The 16,240-nt window shown below is 64.5% G+C and carries 18 protein-coding genes and 1 other RNA gene; 4 read left to right on the top strand and 15 right to left on the bottom strand.

The annotated features are described in order from the left end of the window. Positions 1-84: 84 nt before the first annotated feature. The 4 genes from ACF8ML_RS20090 to gyrA form a co-directional block, all read right to left on the bottom strand. The gene (locus ACF8ML_RS20090) at positions 85-963 is read right to left on the bottom strand and encodes a prephenate dehydrogenase/arogenate dehydrogenase family protein (protein WP_016449514.1); all 879 of its coding nucleotides are present in this window, start codon (positions 961-963) and stop codon (positions 85-87) included. After that, positions 963-2,063: a prephenate dehydratase gene (pheA, locus tag ACF8ML_RS20095; protein WP_016454364.1), complete on the bottom strand. Its 1,101-nt coding sequence runs from the start codon at positions 2,061-2,063 to the stop codon at positions 963-965. Before pheA ends, ACF8ML_RS20090 begins: the two co-directional genes overlap by 1 nt. A gap of 17 nt (positions 2,064-2,080) precedes the next feature. Then, entirely contained in the window at positions 2,081-3,190 is a 1,110-nt protein-coding gene (gene serC / locus ACF8ML_RS20100) for a 3-phosphoserine/phosphohydroxythreonine transaminase (RefSeq protein ID WP_016454363.1), read from the bottom strand. Positions 3,191-3,313: 123 nt separating this feature from the next. Further along, on the bottom strand, positions 3,314-5,980 hold the full coding sequence (gene gyrA, locus ACF8ML_RS20105) for a DNA gyrase subunit A (protein ID WP_250439195.1): 2,667 nt from the start codon (positions 5,978-5,980) through the stop codon (positions 3,314-3,316). Between the two features lie 229 nt (positions 5,981-6,209). Between gyrA and ompA the strand changes: the two genes are divergently transcribed. From ompA to ssrA, 4 genes are all read left to right on the top strand, one after another. Then, a complete protein-coding gene (ompA, locus tag ACF8ML_RS20110; RefSeq protein WP_016449510.1) occupies positions 6,210-6,869 on the top strand; it encodes an outer membrane protein OmpA in 660 nt (219 codons plus the stop codon). A gap of 85 nt (positions 6,870-6,954) precedes the next feature. Then, positions 6,955-7,677: a bifunctional 2-polyprenyl-6-hydroxyphenol methylase/3-demethylubiquinol 3-O-methyltransferase UbiG gene (ubiG, locus tag ACF8ML_RS20115; RefSeq protein WP_047326835.1), complete on the top strand. Its 723-nt coding sequence runs from the start codon at positions 6,955-6,957 to the stop codon at positions 7,675-7,677. A 5-nt stretch (positions 7,678-7,682) separates the two neighbouring features. Beyond that, complete coding sequence (locus ACF8ML_RS20120; protein ID WP_016449508.1) at positions 7,683-8,348, top strand: HAD-IA family hydrolase; 666 nt, start codon at positions 7,683-7,685, stop codon at positions 8,346-8,348. A gap of 12 nt (positions 8,349-8,360) precedes the next feature. Next, positions 8,361-8,738, top strand: a transfer-messenger RNA (tmRNA) gene (gene ssrA, locus ACF8ML_RS20125). A gap of 112 nt (positions 8,739-8,850) precedes the next feature. Here ssrA and ACF8ML_RS20130 read toward each other — a convergent pair. The 11 genes from ACF8ML_RS20130 to ACF8ML_RS20180 all read right to left on the bottom strand — a co-directional run bounded on the left by ACF8ML_RS20130 (position 8,851) and on the right by ACF8ML_RS20180 (position 16,159). Beyond that, positions 8,851-10,032, bottom strand: a complete 1,182-nt coding sequence (locus tag ACF8ML_RS20130; RefSeq protein ID WP_392407755.1) for a tyrosine-type recombinase/integrase — start codon at positions 10,030-10,032, stop codon at positions 8,851-8,853. Further along, positions 9,993-10,247, bottom strand: a complete 255-nt coding sequence (locus tag ACF8ML_RS20135; RefSeq protein ID WP_392407756.1) for an excisionase — start codon at positions 10,245-10,247, stop codon at positions 9,993-9,995. Before ACF8ML_RS20135 ends, ACF8ML_RS20130 begins: the two co-directional genes overlap by 40 nt. 110 nt (positions 10,248-10,357) lie before the next feature. Further along, positions 10,358-10,825, bottom strand: coding sequence for a hypothetical protein (locus ACF8ML_RS20140; protein ID WP_392407757.1), 468 nt, complete (start codon positions 10,823-10,825; stop codon positions 10,358-10,360). Beyond that, complete coding sequence (locus tag ACF8ML_RS20145) at positions 10,822-11,235, bottom strand: HNH endonuclease (RefSeq protein WP_392407758.1); 414 nt, start codon at positions 11,233-11,235, stop codon at positions 10,822-10,824. The genes ACF8ML_RS20140 and ACF8ML_RS20145 overlap by 4 nt, the downstream gene beginning before the upstream one ends. Beyond that, a complete protein-coding gene (locus tag ACF8ML_RS20150; RefSeq protein WP_392407759.1) occupies positions 11,232-11,750 on the bottom strand; it encodes a class I SAM-dependent methyltransferase in 519 nt (172 codons plus the stop codon). Before ACF8ML_RS20150 ends, ACF8ML_RS20145 begins: the two co-directional genes overlap by 4 nt. Continuing rightward, the gene (locus ACF8ML_RS20155) at positions 11,743-12,054 is read right to left on the bottom strand and encodes a hypothetical protein (RefSeq protein ID WP_392407761.1); all 312 of its coding nucleotides are present in this window, start codon (positions 12,052-12,054) and stop codon (positions 11,743-11,745) included. Before ACF8ML_RS20155 ends, ACF8ML_RS20150 begins: the two co-directional genes overlap by 8 nt. After that, a complete protein-coding gene (locus ACF8ML_RS20160; RefSeq protein WP_392407762.1) occupies positions 12,051-13,433 on the bottom strand; it encodes a hypothetical protein in 1,383 nt (460 codons plus the stop codon). Before ACF8ML_RS20160 ends, ACF8ML_RS20155 begins: the two co-directional genes overlap by 4 nt. A gap of 203 nt (positions 13,434-13,636) precedes the next feature. Next, complete coding sequence (locus ACF8ML_RS20165; RefSeq protein WP_392407763.1) at positions 13,637-14,383, bottom strand: methyltransferase; 747 nt, start codon at positions 14,381-14,383, stop codon at positions 13,637-13,639. Between the two features lie 59 nt (positions 14,384-14,442). Then, positions 14,443-14,742, bottom strand: a complete 300-nt coding sequence (locus ACF8ML_RS20170) for an H-NS histone family protein (protein WP_392407764.1) — start codon at positions 14,740-14,742, stop codon at positions 14,443-14,445. Between the two features lie 52 nt (positions 14,743-14,794). Beyond that, the gene (locus tag ACF8ML_RS20175; RefSeq protein ID WP_392407765.1) at positions 14,795-15,493 is read right to left on the bottom strand and encodes a hypothetical protein; all 699 of its coding nucleotides are present in this window, start codon (positions 15,491-15,493) and stop codon (positions 14,795-14,797) included. Positions 15,494-15,526: 33 nt separating this feature from the next. Beyond that, positions 15,527-16,159, bottom strand: a complete 633-nt coding sequence (locus tag ACF8ML_RS20180; RefSeq protein ID WP_392407766.1) for a 3'-5' exonuclease — start codon at positions 16,157-16,159, stop codon at positions 15,527-15,529. Between the last annotated feature and the right edge of the window lie 81 nt (positions 16,160-16,240).

A 16,240-nucleotide genomic window follows, 5' to 3' on the forward strand; every position in this document is an offset into this window, starting at 1 on the left:
AGGCTGTCGGAAGGCATTGCGGCCGCGCTGGCCGCAATCCACAGATGCGCTCGGGGGCGCTTGGAGCGCGGCCGGCGTTGCGCGTCAGCGGCGCGGTACGCCCATGCGCCAGTGGGCACGCGCCGCGCTGGCCAGGGTCAGGTGGTCTTCCAGGCCTTGGCCGTCGCCGGCCTGGATCAGGCATTCGAGTTGCTGCAGCGCCTGCTGGAACTGGCGCGACTGCGCCAGCACCTGTTCGCTGTTGGCCAGCAGCACATCGCGCCACATCTTGGGGTCGCCTGCTGCAATGCGCGTGAAGTCACGGAAGCCGGGGCCGGCCAGGGACAGCACCTCATCGGAATCGGGCTGGGTGATCACGCTTTGCATCATGGCGAAGGCCAGCAGATGCGGCAGGTGGCTGACCGTGGCAAAGGCGCTGTCGTGGGCTTCTGGCGACATGGCGCGCACGCGGCAGCCCAGCAGCTCCCACAGGGACTGGGCCTTTTGCAGGTGCTCGGTCAGTGTGCGTTCCGTGGGCGTCAGGATGACCTGTGCGCCCTTGTACAGCTGGGGGTCGGAATGCTCGACGCCCGAGACTTCCTTGCCCGCAATGGGGTGGGCCGGCACGAAGGAGCCGAGCTGGTCGCGCAATGCCGAGCGTGCGGCATGCACCACGTCGACCTTGGTGGAGCCCACGTCCATGATCATCATCCCGGGCGTGACCAGGTGCTTGATGGACTTGAGCGTGGCCTCGGTAGCCGCCACGGGCACCGCCAGCAGCACCAGGTCTGCGCCGGCGGCGGCCAGCAGGGCCGAGGGTGCCTCCACATCGATGACGCCCATCTGGCGTGCGCGCTCGGTGGTGGACGGGGATTTGCTGTAGCCCACGACACGCTTGACTAGCCCGGCCTGCTTGAGCGCCAGCGCGAACGAGCCGCCCATGAGGCCGCAGCCGATCAACCCCAGTTGTTCGAACGGCTGCATCACTTGGAGACCGGATAGGTGCCCAGCACCTTGTAGAAGGCGCACAGCTCGCGCAGCTCCTGCAGCGCGCTGGCCACGTTGGGCTGGGCCGGGTGACCTTCGAGGTCGATGTAGAAGTAGTACTCCCACTGGCCGGTGCGTGCGGGGCGCGATTCGAAGCGCGTCATGGAGACGCCGTGCCGCTTGAGCGGTACCAGCAGGTCATGCACGGCGCCGGGACGGTTGGGCACGGAGATGATGATGCTGGTGCAATCCTGCCCGCTGGGTGCGGGCGTCGCCAGCGTGTGCGGCAGGCAGATGACGGCGAAGCGCGTGCGGTTGTAGGCATCGTCCTGAATGGCATGCGCCACCACGTGCAGGCCGAATTGCTGGGCCGCGCGTTCGCTGGCCAGGCCGGCGATGTCGGGGTGCAGCGCCGCCAGGCGGGCGCCTTCGGCGTTGCTGGACACCGGGCGGCGTTCGGCATGTGGCAGATGCTTGGACAGCCAGCCCTGACATTGGGCCAGGGCCTGGGGGTGAGCCGCAACCACCTTGATGCCTTCGGTCGTGTTGGTGCTGCGCAGCAGGTTGTGGCGCACCAGCAGGCTGACCTCTCCCACCACGTGGCAGGGCGTATGAAGGAACATGTCCAGCGAGCGCGTGACCACGCCTTCGTTGGAGTTCTCCACGCCCACCACTCCGTACTGCGCGCTGCCCGCAGCCGTGGCGTGGAACACCTCGTCGAAGCTGTTGCAGTACATCAGGTCGGCCGCGCCGCCGAAGTACTGGATGGCCGCTTCCTCGCAGAACGTGCCCGCTGGGCCCAGCACGGCTACGCGCTGGGGTGACTCCAGCGCCAGGCAGGCCGACATGATCTCGCGCCAGATGGCCGAGACATGGGCGTTCTTGAGCGGGCCGGGGTTGGCGGACTCGATCTTCTGGATGACCTGGGCCACGCGGTCAGGGCGGAAGAAGGGCGTGCCTTCCCGCTTCTTGACCTCGCCGACCTGCTCGGCCACGCGGGCGCGTCGGTTCAGCAGATCCAGCAGTTGCTGGTCGATATCGTCGATCTGCACGCGCAGATGCGCCAGATCGGGAGAGGCTTGGGGTGGGGTGCTCATGGAAGGGGTGTGGTCGGTCAGGCGTTGCGCTGTTCGAATTCGCGCATGTACTCCACCAGCGCCTGCACGCCAGCGATGGGCATGGCGTTGTAGATGCTGGCACGCATGCCGCCGACGGACTTGTGGCCCTTGAGCTGCAGCAGGCCGCGTTCCCGGGCTCCGGCCAGGAAGGCGTCATTGCGCGACTCGTCGCGCAGGAAGAAAGGGATGTTCATGCGCGAGCGGCAATTGGCAGCGACCTTGTTCACGTAGAACGAGGACTGGTCCACGTACTGGTAGAACAGGTCGGCCTTGGCGATATTGCGCGCCTGCAGGGCCGCCACGCCGGTCAGGCCGCCTTCGGTCTGGCGCTTGATCCACTGGAAGGTCAGGCCCGCGATGTAGATGCCCCAGGTGGGCGGCGTGTTGTACATCGACTGGTTGTCGGCCACGGTCTTGTAGTCGAAAGCCGAAGGGCAGGCGGGCAGGGCGTGGCCCAGCAGGTCCTCACGCACGATGACCAGGGTCAGGCCGGCCGGGCCCAGGTTCTTTTGCGCACCGCCGAACGCCAGGCCCACGCGGCTCCAATCGACGGGGCGCGAGGCCACGTGCGAGGAGAAATCCACCACCAGCGGAGCATCGCAGCCCAGCGCCTTCAGGTCGGGCAGTTCCTGGAACTCCACGCCATGGATGGTTTCGTTGCTGCAGATGTGCACGTAGCTGGCGCCACGGCTCAGTTGCCAGCTTTCAGGGGCGGGCAGGGTGGTGAATTGGCTGTCCTCGCCGCTGGCTGCGATGTGTGCATCGGCTACGTACTTGCGTGCTTCCTTGGCCGACTTCTGGCTCCAGCTGCCGCTGAGCACGAAGTCCACCGTGCCGGCGCGCGACAGGTTCAGCGGAACAATGGCGTTCTCGGCCAGGCCGCCACCCTGCATGAACAGAATCTTGAATTCGGGCGGCACGGCCAGCAGCTCGCGCAGATCGGCCTCGGCCTGTTCGTAGATGGAGATGAACTCCTTGCCGCGGTGGCTCATCTCCATCACGCTCATGCCGGACCCGTGCCAGTCGAGCATTTCGGCGGCTGCCTGCTGCAGCACTTCGGCGGGAATGGCGGCAGGGCCGGCGGAGAAGTTGTAAGGGCGGTTCATGGAGTTCACTGTCAAGTCACGCGCAGGTGCCAGGTCGGGCGGGGCCTGCAACTGTCAAAAATCTGGGCCGCCGCTACGGCTGCACTCCCGGTGTGGGAGGCAGCCCCAGCGGCGGCCGGGTCATCAGGCGGGCTCGCCCGTGCCTTCGGCAGCGGCTTCGTTGCCGCCCGGGGCTTCCTCGTCCGTGGCCTCGCCCTCGACTTCGTTGGCATCGTTTTCGACGATGCGCTGCAGGCCGCCCAGCTTGGCGCCTTCGTCCAGCGAGATCAGCGTCACGCCCTGGGTGGCTCGGCCCAGCTCGCGGATTTCCGACACCCGGGTGCGCACCAGCACGCCAGTGTCGGTGATCAGCATGATTTCGTCATCGGCGTGGACCAGGGTGGCGGCGACCACCTTGCCGTTGCGCTCGGACTGCTGGATGGCAATCATGCCCTTGGTGCCTCGGCCATGGCGCGTGTACTCGACGATGGACGTGCGCTTGCCGTAGCCGTTTTCCGTGGCCGTGAGCACGCTTTGCGATTCGTCCTCGGCCACCAGCATCGCGATCACGCTCTGGCCCTCTTCCAGGGTCATGCCCTTGACGCCACGCGCATTGCGGCCCATGGGGCGCACGTCGTTTTCGTCGAATCGAACGGCCTTGCCGCCGTCGCTGAACAGCATCACGTCATGCTTGCCGTCGGTGAGGGCTGCGCCGATCAGGAAATCGCCCTCGTCCAGGCCCACGGCGATGATGCCGGCCTTGCGCGGGTTGGAGAACTCGTCCAGCGCCGTCTTCTTCACGGTGCCCATGCTGGTGGACATGAACACATAGTGGTCGGCCGGGAAGCTGCGGTACTCGCCCGTCAGCGGCAGCACCACGTTGATCTTCTCGCCATCCTGCAGAGGGAACATGTTGACGATGGGGCGGCCACGCGAACCGCGCGAGCCCGCCGGCACTTCCCAGACCTTGAGCCAGTACAGGCGGCCGCGGTTGGAGAAGCACAGCAGGTAGTCGTGCGTGTTGGCGATGAACAGCTGGTCGATCCAGTCGTCTTCCTTGGTGGCCGTGGCCTGCTTGCCGCGCCCGCCGCGCTTTTGCGAGCGGTACTCGGACAGCGGCTGGCTCTTGATGTAGCCCGTGTGGCTGAGCGTGACCACCATGTCGGTGGGCGTGATCAGGTCTTCGGTGGACAGGTCCTGCGCGCTGTACTCGACCGTGCTGCGGCGGGCTCCGACCTTGCTCTGGCCGAACTCGGCCTTGATCTGCTTGAGTTCGTCGCCAATGATGGCCGACACGCGCTCGGGCTTGGACAGGATGTCCAGCAGGTCCTCGATGACGGACATCACGTCCTTGTACTCGGCGACGATCTTGTCCTGCTCCAGGCCGGTCAGGCGCTGCAGGCGCATCTGCAGGATTTCCTGGGCCTGGGTCTCGGACAGGCGGTACAGGCCATCGGCCTGCATGCCGAATTCGCGTTCCAGGCCATCGGGGCGGTAGTCGTCGGCATTGACCACGCCGCCATCGGTACGGGTGCGCGTCAGCATCTCGCGCACCAGCTTGCTGTCCCAGTTGCGCGTCATCAGCTCGGCCTTGGCCACAGGTGGCGTGGGCGCGTTGCGGATGATGGCGATGAAGTCGTCGATGTTGGCCAGCGCGACCGCCAGGCCTTCCAGCACATGGCCGCGCTCGCGCGCCTTGCGCAGTTCATAGACCGTGCGGCGCGTGACCACTTCGCGGCGGTGCTGCAGGAAGACCTCGACCAGATCCTTCAGATTGCACAGCTTGGGCTGGCCATCGACCAGCGCCACCATGTTCATGCCGAAGGTGTCTTGCAGCTGGGTCAGCTTGTACAGGTTGTTGAGCACGACCTCGGGCACTTCGCCGCGCTTGAGCTCGATCACCAGGCGCATGCCCGACTTGTCGGACTCGTCCTGGATGTGGCTGATGCCCTCGATCTTCTTCTCGTGCACCAGCTCGGCCATGCGCTCCTGCAGCGTCTTCTTGTTGACCTGGTAGGGCAGCTCATCGACGATGATGGCCTGGCGCTGGCCGCGGTCGATGTCCTCGAAGTGGCACTTGGCACGCATCACCACGCGTCCGCGACCCGTGCGATAGCCCTCCTTGACACCGTTGATGCCATAGATGATGCCGGCCGTCGGGAAGTCGGGCGCGGGGATGATCTCCATCAGCTCGTCGATGGTGGCCTGGGGCGTCTGCAGCAGGTGCAGGCAGGCGTCCACCACCTCGTTGAGGTTGTGCGGTGGAATATTGGTGGCCATGCCCACGGCAATGCCCGAGGAACCGTTGACCAGCAGATTGGGCAGCCGCGCAGGCAGCACCAGCGGCTCGCGCTCGCTGCCGTCGTAGTTCGGGCCGTAATCGACCGTTTCCTTGTCGATATCGCCCAGCATTTCATGGGCAATCTTGGACAGGCGGATTTCGGTGTAACGCATCGCCGCCGCGCTGTCCCCGTCCACCGAACCGAAGTTGCCCTGACCGTCCACCAGCATGTGGCGCAGCGAGAAATCCTGCGCCATGCGCACGATGGTGTCGTACACCGCACTGTCGCCGTGCGGGTGGTATTTACCGATCACATCACCGACGATACGCGCCGACTTCTTGTACGGCCGGTTCCAGTCGTTGTTGAGCTCGTGCATGGCAAAAAGCACGCGCCGATGCACAGGCTTGAGACCATCTCGCGCATCGGGCAGCGCCCGGCCCACGATCACGCTCATTGCGTAATCGAGATAGCTGCGACGCATCTCCTCTTCGAGGCTGATGGGCAGGGTTTCTTTAGCAAACTGGGTCATGTGTGGCGATACTCTGACGGCGGGAAAAGGCCCATTTTAGGTCTAATGACGTGTAGCAGCCGAGCAACATAACCCTGGAATTCCGCCGCTGTCCTACTTGTTGGCCCCCGCTTGGCGGTCCGTCTGCATGTGACGTATGGCACAATCAATTCAACGTTTTTGGTGATGGTCACTGATGACGTCCACAGATTCGCAGCCCTGCTGCGGCTTTTTCCCCAAGAGGAGAACCATGAAGAAACTGAACAAAGTGGCGATGTTGTTTGCCTCTGCCGCCCTCGCAACGGCCGCTGGCGCACAAGTGAAGGCTGCTGACGGTGGCAAGACCATCGACAACTGGCAAAACGGCACCAGCGAACTGGTGTGGAAGAACGGCACGAACGAACTGTGCTGGCGCGATGCCAACTGGACGCCCGCCACTGCAGCTGCTGACTGCGACGGCGCTCTTAAGCCTGTGGCCGCCGCTGTGGCTCCCGCCGCAACGCCCGCTCCGGCAACTCCCGCACCCGCACCGGCACCCGCTCCGGCCGTGGCTTCCAAGGTGACCTTCTCTGCCGACGCTTTCTTCGACTTCGACAAGTCGGTTCTGAAGCCCGAAGGCAAGGCCAAGCTGGACGACCTGGCCTCCAAGGTCAAGGGCATCAACCTGGAAGTGGTCATCGCCGTGGGTCACACCGACTCCGTTGGCTCTGACGCCTACAATCAGAAGCTGTCGGTCCGCCGCGCTGAAGCCGTGAAGGCTTACCTGGTGTCCAAGGGCATCGAAAAGAATCGCGTCTACACCGAAGGCAAGGGCGAAAAGCAGCCTATCGCCGACAACAAGACCAAGGAAGGCCGCGCGAAGAACCGTCGCGTGGAAATCGAAGTGGTCGGCACCCGCGCCGCCCAGTAATCTTTCGATTGCTTCTCGCAAAAGCCCCGGCAACGGGGCTTTTTTTATGGCTGAACGGTCACCGCAATCGCCGACAATCGACGCCATGAGCAACGCAATCAACCTCAACGCCGACCCGGCGGAGCTGGAGAAATTCTCCAGCCTGGCCCATCGCTGGTGGGACCCGGAAAGTGAGTTCAAACCCCTGCATCAGATCAATCCGCTGCGGCTGGACTGGATCGATGCGCAAGTTCCCTTGAATGGGCGCAGAATTCTGGATGTCGGGTGTGGCGGCGGCATCCTTGCCGACTCCATGGCGCGCAAGGGTGCGCGCGAAGTGGTTGGCATCGATCTGGCCACCAAGGCATTGCGCGTGGCCCAGCTGCATGCACTGGAGACGGGTACGCCCAACATTCACTACCACGAAGTGAGTGTGGAGCGTCTGGCCCAGGAGCAGCCTGGTTCCTTTGATGTGGTGACCTGCATGGAGATGCTGGAGCATGTGCCCGATCCCGCCTCCGTGGTGTCGGCCTGTGCTGAGCTGGTCAAGCCTGGCGGCTGGGTGTTCTTCTCTACGATCAACCGCAGTGCAAAGGCTTTCGGTCTGGCCATCGTCGCGGCAGAATACCTGCTCAAGATGATTCCCAAGGGAACGCATGAGTACGCGAAACTGATCCAGCCCAGCGAACTCGCCATGTTCGCCCGTCAGGCTGGCCTTGATCTGCAGGCCAGCAAGGGCCTGCAGCACAACCCCATCACCGGGCGCTACTGGCTCAGTGCAGACACATCTGTGAACTACATGCTGGCCACGCGCCGGGCCGAAGGGTAAGCCGCATGTGGAAAGAAGTCCGAGCCGTGCTGTTCGATCTGGACGGCACCTTGATCGACAGTGCACCAGACCTGGGTGCAGCCGCAGACAGGATGCGTACGGATCGGGGGATGCCTTCAATTCCCTATGAGCGATATCGACCCATGGCGGGCGCGGGGGCGCGGGGCATGCTGGGGGTGGGGTTCGGGCTCACGCCCGACTCGCCCGAGTTTGCGCAGATGCGCGAGGAGTTCTTCCGCAACTACGAGCAATGCATGACAGAGCGCACCTATGCGTTCGAGGGTGTCGAGGAACTGATTGCACGACTCCAGGCTGTGTCCATGCCCTGGGGCGTGGTCACGAACAAGTCCATGCGCTTTACCGATCCGCTGACGCAACAGATGCCGCTGTTCGCAACTGCGTCAGCCGTCGTCAGCGGCGACACCACGCCCCATGCAAAGCCCCATCCTGCACCCTTGCTGGAGGCTGCCGCGCGTATCGGCCTTCCTCCCGAGAGTTTTGTCTATGTCGGTGACGACGAGCGCGACATCGTTGCAGGCAAGGCCGCAGGCATGAAGACCGTGGCGGCTTGCTACGGCTACCTTGGCGCAGCCGGCGATACGCTGCACTGGCAGGCGGATGCGCAAATCAATTCTCCGCTGGAGCTCTTGAAACTGCTGGAAAGAGGCTAAGATAGGAGCCTTGGGGCTGTCCTGGTTTCGACGTGGGTTCGGGACCGGTGTGGTGCATGTCGAGCTTGATTGACGCTCGTAAATCTCCATTCAAAAAACTAACTGCAAACGACGAACGTTTCGCACTCGCCGCTTAAATCCGGTGAGCCTTGCAACAGCACGCTGATGGGCTGGGCAAGGGGGTAGCAATACCTCCCGGCTGCAAGGGAATTCACATCAGCTGGCTGCGTACTGGGCTTCTTAGTACGTGGCAAGATCCAAGGAAGCTGGCATCCCGGGTAGCGTGCGCCTGCGCGACTCGGGAGGCGAGACTCAAAACAGAACGCTAAACATGTAGATCTGCCCGGCGAAGGCTTGCGGACGCGGGTTCAATTCCCGCCAGCTCCACCATCCAAGACACCGCCACACACTGAAGACCTCAGTGTGTGGCGGTTTTTTCTTGCCTTGAAGTGTCCTGCGGTGTCGCCAGAATCGCACCGATTTCGCACGCGATTCGCACGGGCTACGATCCGCTGACGAGCCGCAGTTCCGCCCTGGGCTTCTGGTAGTCCTCGCCGATGAACTTGCCGTAGGTCCGGAAAACCATCTCCACATCCTCGTGCCCAAGCTGCTGGGCCACATACCAGGGGTTGGCGCCGGCGGTCAGCAGCGTGGACGCATAGGTGTGCCGGATCTGGTACGGGTTGCGGTACTCGATCCCGGCCCGCTCCATCACCGGCAGCCAGAGCGTCTTCCGGATTTGGGCGTCAGTGGTCCATGGCTTCAAGGTGCGCGGGTTCAGCCAGACCCTGGCGCCGCGGGCCTGGCTGACCGAGCGCTGTTGCTTCAGCGCCTCGACTGCCTCGGCATTGAGTTCCACGTCCCGCTTGCCGGCCTCGGTCTTCGGAGCCTTGACGACGCCAGCCACCTGGTTGAGCACGATGCGCGCGATCTTCTTGTCGAAGTCGATGTGATCCCACTGGAGCGCCTGCAATTCGCCCGGACGCAATCCAGAGTTGAACCAGAACTGGAGCATGGGGCGCTCGTCCTCCCGGCATGCCGCCAAAATGGCTTCGCGCTCCGAGCGGGTGAATGGCTGCACCACATAGTCGCTTGCCCGGCTTGTCTGGCGGATCAGCTTTGTCAATGCGATGCGCTCGAATGGGTCGAATTCGATCAGCCCATCATTGAGCGCATCTTCAAATACTGACCGCAGCGGGATCAGCATATTTCGGATCGCCTTTGATGTGCAGTCCATTTCCGTGATCCATTCGCGTAGCATGCTGGGTGTCACGTCCGAGGCCTGCACCTCGTGCCAGTGTTTCATCCGCTCCCCGTTGATCACCTTCGCATACCCGTTGTATGTTGATGGCGAGAGCTGGCCGTTCTGCACTTGGCGCTCGTAGGTCTCCAGTTGCTTCTGGAGCAGAGCACGCATGAGGCCAGCCTTTTTCCGGCTCACCCCGGCCCGTGGGCTGTCGGGGAAGTGCTCGGCATAGTCGAAGTCTCCAGCCTTGATCTTGGCGCGGATGTCTTCGCGCAGCACCGCCGCACGCTGGATGCTGGACTTGTTCACTGGGCCGGCCGGTAGCATCTCGCGGCACTCCCGGCCCTCGTATGTGAACGCTATTTGAATCCGGCTGCCGGTTGCGAATTCCCGGACGGTTACGCCAGGTGGTGTTTCGAGCTTTGGTCGCTTATCCATTTGTCAGCTGCTTTGATGTTTACATAGAGACGACGGGAAACGACGGTGACCTGCTGGCCGACTTTCCAAGTGCCGTTTTTCTTGCGCTGCTTGACGGTTTCGCGGGTGACGCCTGTCATTTCCTCATACTTGCTTGCCAATACCCATTCGGGGCTGATGGCGGCGGCATTTTCTTCGGCGGCTCCCGTGGCCGCAGTGTTGGAGACGGCTTTCATCTTTCGGGCCTTTCAAAAACAGAGGCCAGCGGGTGCTGGCCAGGTGATTGGTTCGTCGTCTCGGTGTGGCGCGCGCTTGTCGCGCCATTCCTTGTGCTTCTTGCTTGCCATCATCGTGGTGCTCCTCTCCAGATGAAATCGCCCTTGTCCTCGCGCATGGCCGGCTCGCTGTCCTGGCACGGGCATTCAAAGCCGCTGAGCCGGTCGGCCACCGGCCGCCAGAAGTTGCGCACGCGTCCGCTGGGGACGTGGTTGTCTTCCTTGGCGTCTGCCAGGTCGAACTGTCCCAGGGCCCACATGGCGTCGGCGCTGCTGCAGCGACTGCCCATGGCGCTGATGCTCAGGTGGTACTCGGGGCCCGCGTCGAACTCTCCCGGCTCGGGTTCAGGCTTCTCCACGGCAGAGATGACAAGGAGGCCGTTCTCCTGGTGGGCCCAGGCCTGCCAGGGGTAGCCCATGGCGTCCAGTTCGTGGGCCATGGCCAGGATGTGATCGGCCCGGGTCCAGCCGGAGCCGGCCGCGGGGGACTTCGGCTGGATTGCGCTGACGCCGGCCAGGGGTGTTGGTGCACTGGTCACGGGGTCTGTCCTTTCTGCTGCGCCTGGGCGCGCTCGAAATAGAAAACGATGGGCGCGGCCTTCAATTCGACCAGCCCGTAGCGGACGGCGCGCCGGAAGGTGCTGACATCGCGCATCAGCACCTCGTTGCTGCGCTGCATGAGCGCACGCCAGTTCTCCAGGGTGAGGCTGTGCTTGTCGAGGTTGCAGGGCACGCATGCGGGGTTGAGGTTCACCAGCGTGTCGCGCTCCGGGTAGTCGGGCGGCCGGTGGGTCTCCACTGGGAAGCCGGCCCGCTTGAACCAGTCGTTGCGCACGACCGGCTCGATGTGATCGGCATGCCAGCGGTCTCCAAGTTCCCCGCCGCAGTACGCGCATCGCCCCCCGAACTTCTCGCGCAGGGCCGCGCGCTGGCTCTTGCTGAGCTTCATGTGCTCTCCTTGTGCCCAGTGGGGCGCGGCTTCATGAACACCAGCCAGTGCGTGAGGCCTCCGCGCCCGCTGACCTGACCGAACAGTGGTTTCTCGGGCGTCAGGGCTAGCACCTCGCGGAGCTTCACCTGGGTCTCGTTCCACTTGAAGACCAGCACGCCCTCGGGCTCTAGCACGCGGAAGCACTCGGCGAAGCCGCGGCGCAGGTCGGCGCGCCAGTCGTCGCTGAGCTTCCCGTACTTGGCCGCGAGCCAGCTGCGCGGTCCGGCGCGCTCCAGATGTGGCGGGTCGAAAGCCACAAGCCGGAACGAGCCGTCCGGATAGGGCAGCGCGCGGAAGTCCATGAGCACATCCGGCTCGATGTGCAGCGTGCGCGTGCCGTCCTCGCGGTGCGAGCGGTCGGTGACGGTGAGGGTTTCGCTGCGACGGTCGCCGAAGATGGCACGCGGGTCGGCTTTGTCGAACCACATCATTCGGCTGCCGCAGCACACGTCGATTACGCGGGCTTCAGTCATCGCTCGCCCCCTTGGCTGCTGCCTGGGCTGCGGCGAGGATGTGCAATCCGGCTCCGTCAATCTGGTGGATCGGGCCGCCCTGCTTCATCTGGATGTGCACCTTGGTGCCCAGGCCCCAGGCCTGTGCAACAGGAGCCACCACGATTCCCTCGCGGTAAACCGGCTGGTTGTCTCGGTCGTAGGTGTGCGCCCAGCGGACGCGCATGCCCGGCTTGAATTCCTCCTGCACGGCCTTCGCGTATTCCGCCAGCAGGCGGCGGCTCTCGGCTTGGTAGTTGACCCATGCGTCCGATGATTTCGTCATGCTTCACCGCCTTCCTTGGCCTGGGCTGCGCGATAGAGCGGGTAGCAGCCGGGCGGCAGCGTGCACGGTGGCACGGTCTCGTAGTCCAGGCCTCCCCCGCTATCCACTTCGAGCGTGGCCACCCATTCGCCCAGGGCAGACGTGGTATTGGCCTCTTCCAGCAGGTTGAGTAGGTCCGCCACGATTTCGCTGGGGCAGTCCATCGGGCCGGGCCAGCCGACCGCCTTGAGCGCGTCGCTGTTGCGTTCGATGGCTTGCATGAACGCCTCGCCCACGTCGCGCAGGCCCAGTGGGTCAGCATCCACTGCAGGCGCAGCCCCAGCCAGGAGCGCGCGCAGGTCGCATGCGTAGATCAGCACGCCCATGCGATTGCCCATGGTCTCGAGTTTGTCCTGGCTATCGGCCTGCCAGCGCCACACCGTGCCAGCCTGATGCTCATCCATCAGCGTGAGCTGCTGGCGCAATTCCTTGCACTTGGCCAGGGCGTTCTTCAGGTCTTGCAGGTGGATTGTTTCGGCATCCACTGCAGGCGCAGCAGGTGCTGCCATGGCGCGAAGCACACGCGCCGCCCGGGACGGACCGCTCAGAATCACACCTTCCTCTGGCGGCGCGTCCGGCAGGCTGTCGAAGAATTCGAGGATCTCTTCCAGCTTGTCGGCCTCTTCCTTGTGGAACGTGACCTCGCTGGAGCCATCCTCGAACGACTCGCCCCAGTCCTCCACTGCCGTGTTCACGATGCGGGCCAGCTGCAGCATGTTCTCGATGACCTGCGTGGCAATGGCCGAGGGCGCAGCAGGTGCCTGGGGCGCTGCTGCCGCGAAGCTCTGGTTGTCGCACCAGTGCGTCGGGTTGTGCTCTGCCGGCGACAGGCCACAACGCTCGCAGACCGGGGCTGCAGGCGCTTCCTGTGCTGGGGCCTGGGGCGCTGCTGCCAGCGCGGCATGCCAAGCCTGTTTCGCCATCAGCTTGGACCGGCCATCTCCAGCGCGCTCCCACCACGCATCGAATCCAGGCGGGGCTGCAGGCGCTTCCAGGGCGGGCGCTGGAGCTGGCTCGTCGTCAGGGTCGAAGTCGCACGGCGGCAGTCCGTAGCCCACGAATGCCAGAAGGTGCTGCGCCATGCCGATGACTGCCTGCTCTTCGGATTCGGTTAGCTCGCCCTTGCCGGACAGGGCGCTACTGCTGATGCACACGACGTCTTGACCTTCTATCGAAGCCACCACAGCCCAGGTTTCCGGCATGGGCGGGTGCTCTGGCGCCACAGCGGCAGGAGCTGCCCCGGCGAGGCCCTGCAGCATGCTGATGTTGCGGAAGAAGATATTGCCGTCGCTGTGCACGATTCCGCCAGCGGCGCGGATGGCTTCAAGGGTGATTGCCATGGTTTCTCCTGTCAGGATTCGATGCGCCAGAGCGCTTTGGTGGTGTTGATGACGTGGCCTGCGCGCTGCAGCAGCGGGCACTGGGGTGGTTTGGAATTCACGGAATGCAGAAACAGGAAAGCCCTCGCGGCATGCACCTGGAGGGCTTCGGGGTAGGGTAGGTATCAGGACAGCGCCCATGCGCTGTGCTCATGCCTCGGGGGTTAGGCGGGGATCGTGACGATGACGGTGTGCACGCCAGTGCCGCTGGCCTTAAATGAGTTCTCGGGCAACTCCTCGACATGGCCGCCGCGCTCCTGCACGAAGGCGTTGAATGCCGTGGTGCGCGCATCGGTGCGGAACGTGACGCCGGCAGCCATGACCGAGACCAGCAGGCCGCCGGGCTTCAGGAACTGGTGGGCGTGCATGACGTGCTTGATGTCGGCCTGCTTCAGGAACGGCGGGTTCATCACCACGCGGTCATAGGCTCGCTCGGGCGCCACGGTCAGAAAGTCGGCTACCCGTGTGCGACCAAGATCGTGCGGCGCGTCCATGGCGAGATGGAATGCGTTGCCCTGCTGGATCTCGTAGCAGTCCACCTCGGCGCCGGCCTCTGCGCATGCGTAGGCAATGGCGCCCAGGCCGGCACTTGGCTCCAGCACCCGCATGCCTGCTTTGATCCCGGCCAGGCGCATCAGCCGCTCCACCACTGCAGGGGGCGAGGGGAAGAAGTTGAATTCGTCCTTAGGCACTTCGACGCTGCCCGACAGAATGATCTGGTCCAGGCGGTCAGCAGCCGGAGCGCTGAAGACATGGGCCTTAGCCTTGCGGTCCCATTTGCCGCCGGCCGCTTCCAGCACCTTGTTGACCTTGGCGTACAGGGCGCGGTCGAGCTGGCCCACCAGCTGCACCTGGTTTTCATACGCCTGTGCGGCACTCAGTACGGCCAGGACATCGTTCGAAACTTGCATGGGGACTCCAAAAATGACGAAGCCCGCGATGCGGGCCTCTGGGTTTGGTGTTTGGCGGCTTACTCGGTCGCCTGGGCGATCAGGAACGGCGTGCGGTCCGCGGCGTCCTTGATCCACAGAGGCGGCTTGCCCCGGCCTGTCCAGGTCACGCCGGTGGCGGGGTCGCGGTACTTCGGGGCGCCCACGCTGCCCTTGGGCTTCTTGCCCTGGGCCGGGAACACATCGGCAGCGGTCAGGCCGTGCTCCTGGATCAGGGCGCGGGCTTCGGTCACGGCCTTTGCCTTGGCTTCGGCCTGGGCCTGGGCGATCTGGGCGTCGAGGGTGGCCTTTTGGGCCAGCAGGTTCTGATATTCGGTCATGGGTTTCCTTTCGTGGCGCCGCGCAGGCGCCGTGGGTGGTTCGGTGGATGGTTCAGGCCGGTTCGCCGGTCACGGCCGCCGCGAAGGCGTCTTCGGGCGTCTGGTTCACAGGGTGGTTCGGGTCGGTGGGCGGCTCGTCATCGCCTTCCTCGCGCAGCTCCTGCTGGTCCTCGTTGTCCGGCTGGCTGGCGGGCGTGTCGGGCTTGCCGGCGCGGTATCCCTTCTTTGCCTGCAGTAACTCGGCCGGGGCCAGCAGCTTGATGTAGATCTCGCCCTCGGCTGCCAGGCCGGACAGCTCGCCGAAGACATCGTTGTCCTGCAGCTCGTCGCCGTTGTATTGGATGGTGCCCTTGATGGTGACGCTGCCGCCTTCGCTCAGCTCGTAGTGCAGGCCGGTCAGCACGGCGTCCATGAAGTCCACGTGCGCGTCTTCGATGCCCCAGTCCCAGATGAAGCGGTAGCCGCGCCACTTCTGGCCCTTGCCGTAGTGGTAGAGCAGGGGCAGCTGCGGGTGCCTCAGGTTCGGCAGCGGGATAAGCACACCGGGCAGCGCCTCCTGGCCGGCGGTGGCCGCCTTGTTGCAGTAGTGGTGCTCGCGCAGGCCGGGCTCCAGCAGGTCCAGCAGGGTGTTCTCGCCCGTGAGCGTGAAGGAGATGTCGATGGCGCGCACCTTCTCTTCGCCGTGCAGCTCGCGCCGCGGGTTGGCGTTGGTGATGGTGACGGCCGTGGATTCGGCAAGTTCAAAGGCCATGGTGGTCCTCGGTGGTGGTGGTGGAAACAGGGTTCAGGCTGCCTTGGCCGTCTTCAGGTCCTGGACGGCGAAATAGACAGCGATGCAGGCGGCGACGTCAGCACCAGCGGTGTGCGCGCCATCGAAGTCGCGGCCGAAGAAGTGGTGGTAGGCCTCGGTCAGCTTGGGCGTCTTGAACTTGCCCATGCCGGCGGCGCGCATCTTCTCGGTGGGCGGCAGCTTGCAGAGCGGCGTGGTCAGCAGCGCCGTGCATGCGCTGGGGCCGGCCTTCCAGATGTCGGATTGGGGTAGGGCAGCGGCCGGCTCGCGCGCATCGATGTGACGCTTGATGGCGATGCGCAGGATGCGGGCGTCGAAGCTCTCGTTGTGCCCCACGCGCATGCGACCGCCCCACATTGACAGCAGCATCTCGACGGCCACGTCCTCGGGCACGCCCAGGTCGAGCGCCTTCTCGGTGGTGATGCCGTGAATCTTGGCCACGTCGTCGGGGATGGTCCAGCCGTCCGGCTTGACGATGACATCGATGCTGGAAAGCACCGTGCGGGTGTCGAGGTCCACCAGGCTGGCGGCCAGCTGCACCAGGTGGGGCTGGTCGGGGTGTTCGCTGGGCTCCTTGAAGAGCGGCAGACCGGTGGTTTCCGTGTCGAAGAAGAGGGCGGGGTTCATGTGCAGGCTTTCCCGGCCAGGCGGCCGATGTGGAAAAGACAATGCCCGCGTGAAGGCGGGCATCGTGGCGGCGGGCATAGC

Origin of the sequence: Delftia sp. WSY_10 (assembly GCF_043104705.1) — a bacterium.
GTDB lineage: Bacteria > Pseudomonadota > Gammaproteobacteria > Burkholderiales > Burkholderiaceae_C > Comamonas > Comamonas tsuruhatensis.

Excerpts from the sequence above, each read along its gene's own strand:
- ACF8ML_RS20090 (WP_016449514.1), bottom strand. The coding sequence starts at position 963 with ATGCAGCCGTTCGAACAACTGGGGTTGATCGGCTGCGGCCTCATGGGC.
- pheA (WP_016454364.1), bottom strand. The coding sequence starts at position 2,063 with ATGAGCACCCCACCCCAAGCCTCTCCCGATCTGGCGCATCTGCGCGTG.
- serC (WP_016454363.1), bottom strand. The coding sequence starts at position 3,190 with ATGAACCGCCCTTACAACTTCTCCGCCGGCCCTGCCGCCATTCCCGCC.
- gyrA (WP_250439195.1), bottom strand. The coding sequence starts at position 5,980 with ATGACCCAGTTTGCTAAAGAAACCCTGCCCATCAGCCTCGAAGAGGAG.
- ompA (WP_016449510.1), top strand. The coding sequence starts at position 6,210 with ATGAAGAAACTGAACAAAGTGGCGATGTTGTTTGCCTCTGCCGCCCTC.
- ubiG (WP_047326835.1), top strand. The coding sequence starts at position 6,955 with ATGAGCAACGCAATCAACCTCAACGCCGACCCGGCGGAGCTGGAGAAA.
- ACF8ML_RS20120 (WP_016449508.1), top strand. The coding sequence starts at position 7,683 with ATGTGGAAAGAAGTCCGAGCCGTGCTGTTCGATCTGGACGGCACCTTG.
- ACF8ML_RS20130 (WP_392407755.1), bottom strand. The coding sequence starts at position 10,032 with ATGGATAAGCGACCAAAGCTCGAAACACCACCTGGCGTAACCGTCCGG.
- ACF8ML_RS20135 (WP_392407756.1), bottom strand. The coding sequence starts at position 10,247 with ATGAAAGCCGTCTCCAACACTGCGGCCACGGGAGCCGCCGAAGAAAAT.
- ACF8ML_RS20145 (WP_392407758.1), bottom strand. The coding sequence starts at position 11,235 with ATGAAGCTCAGCAAGAGCCAGCGCGCGGCCCTGCGCGAGAAGTTCGGG.
- ACF8ML_RS20150 (WP_392407759.1), bottom strand. The coding sequence starts at position 11,750 with ATGACTGAAGCCCGCGTAATCGACGTGTGCTGCGGCAGCCGAATGATG.
- ACF8ML_RS20155 (WP_392407761.1), bottom strand. The coding sequence starts at position 12,054 with ATGACGAAATCATCGGACGCATGGGTCAACTACCAAGCCGAGAGCCGC.
- ACF8ML_RS20160 (WP_392407762.1), bottom strand. The coding sequence starts at position 13,433 with ATGGCAATCACCCTTGAAGCCATCCGCGCCGCTGGCGGAATCGTGCAC.
- ACF8ML_RS20165 (WP_392407763.1), bottom strand. The coding sequence starts at position 14,383 with ATGCAAGTTTCGAACGATGTCCTGGCCGTACTGAGTGCCGCACAGGCG.
- ACF8ML_RS20170 (WP_392407764.1), bottom strand. The coding sequence starts at position 14,742 with ATGACCGAATATCAGAACCTGCTGGCCCAAAAGGCCACCCTCGACGCC.
- ACF8ML_RS20175 (WP_392407765.1), bottom strand. The coding sequence starts at position 15,493 with ATGGCCTTTGAACTTGCCGAATCCACGGCCGTCACCATCACCAACGCC.
- ACF8ML_RS20180 (WP_392407766.1), bottom strand. The coding sequence starts at position 16,159 with ATGAACCCCGCCCTCTTCTTCGACACGGAAACCACCGGTCTGCCGCTC.